The organism is Psychrobacter sp. Rd 27.2, from assembly GCF_001921755.1.
GTDB lineage: Bacteria > Pseudomonadota > Gammaproteobacteria > Pseudomonadales > Moraxellaceae > Psychrobacter > Psychrobacter celer.
The window spans coordinates 1-307 of sequence record NZ_MRYB01000169.1; the positions used below are offsets into that span (position 1 = coordinate 1).

At 32.9% G+C, this 307-nt stretch carries 1 protein-coding gene; it reads right to left on the bottom strand.

Annotation, left to right across the window (positions count from 1 at the left end; all coding sequences use genetic code 11):
* The coding region (locus tag BTV99_RS13735; RefSeq protein ID WP_218607623.1) for a hypothetical protein at positions 1-307 on the bottom strand (307 nt) is incomplete at both ends.

Here is a 307-nt window from a genome sequence, read left to right on the forward strand (position 1 = left end):
AACTCTGTGAGAACCTCCCACATTTGTTTATCCATCAAATGGACGAACACATGCTTCACTTGCCCCGAATTCAACACTTCTCTGAGATTGCTATTATTACCATTAAAAACATCTATGGATTCAAACTCTCTAAACGCCTCACCAGACTTTGTATTAATGATTTTAAACATATCTGGATAAAAACCATTATCTTTATAAGCTCTTAACCGACTATGTAAAAAACCATATTTATACAAGTCATCATATGCAGGGTATTGTTTAGCTAGAATTAACGTATCACTTTTACATACTAAAGAGTTTATTGCTT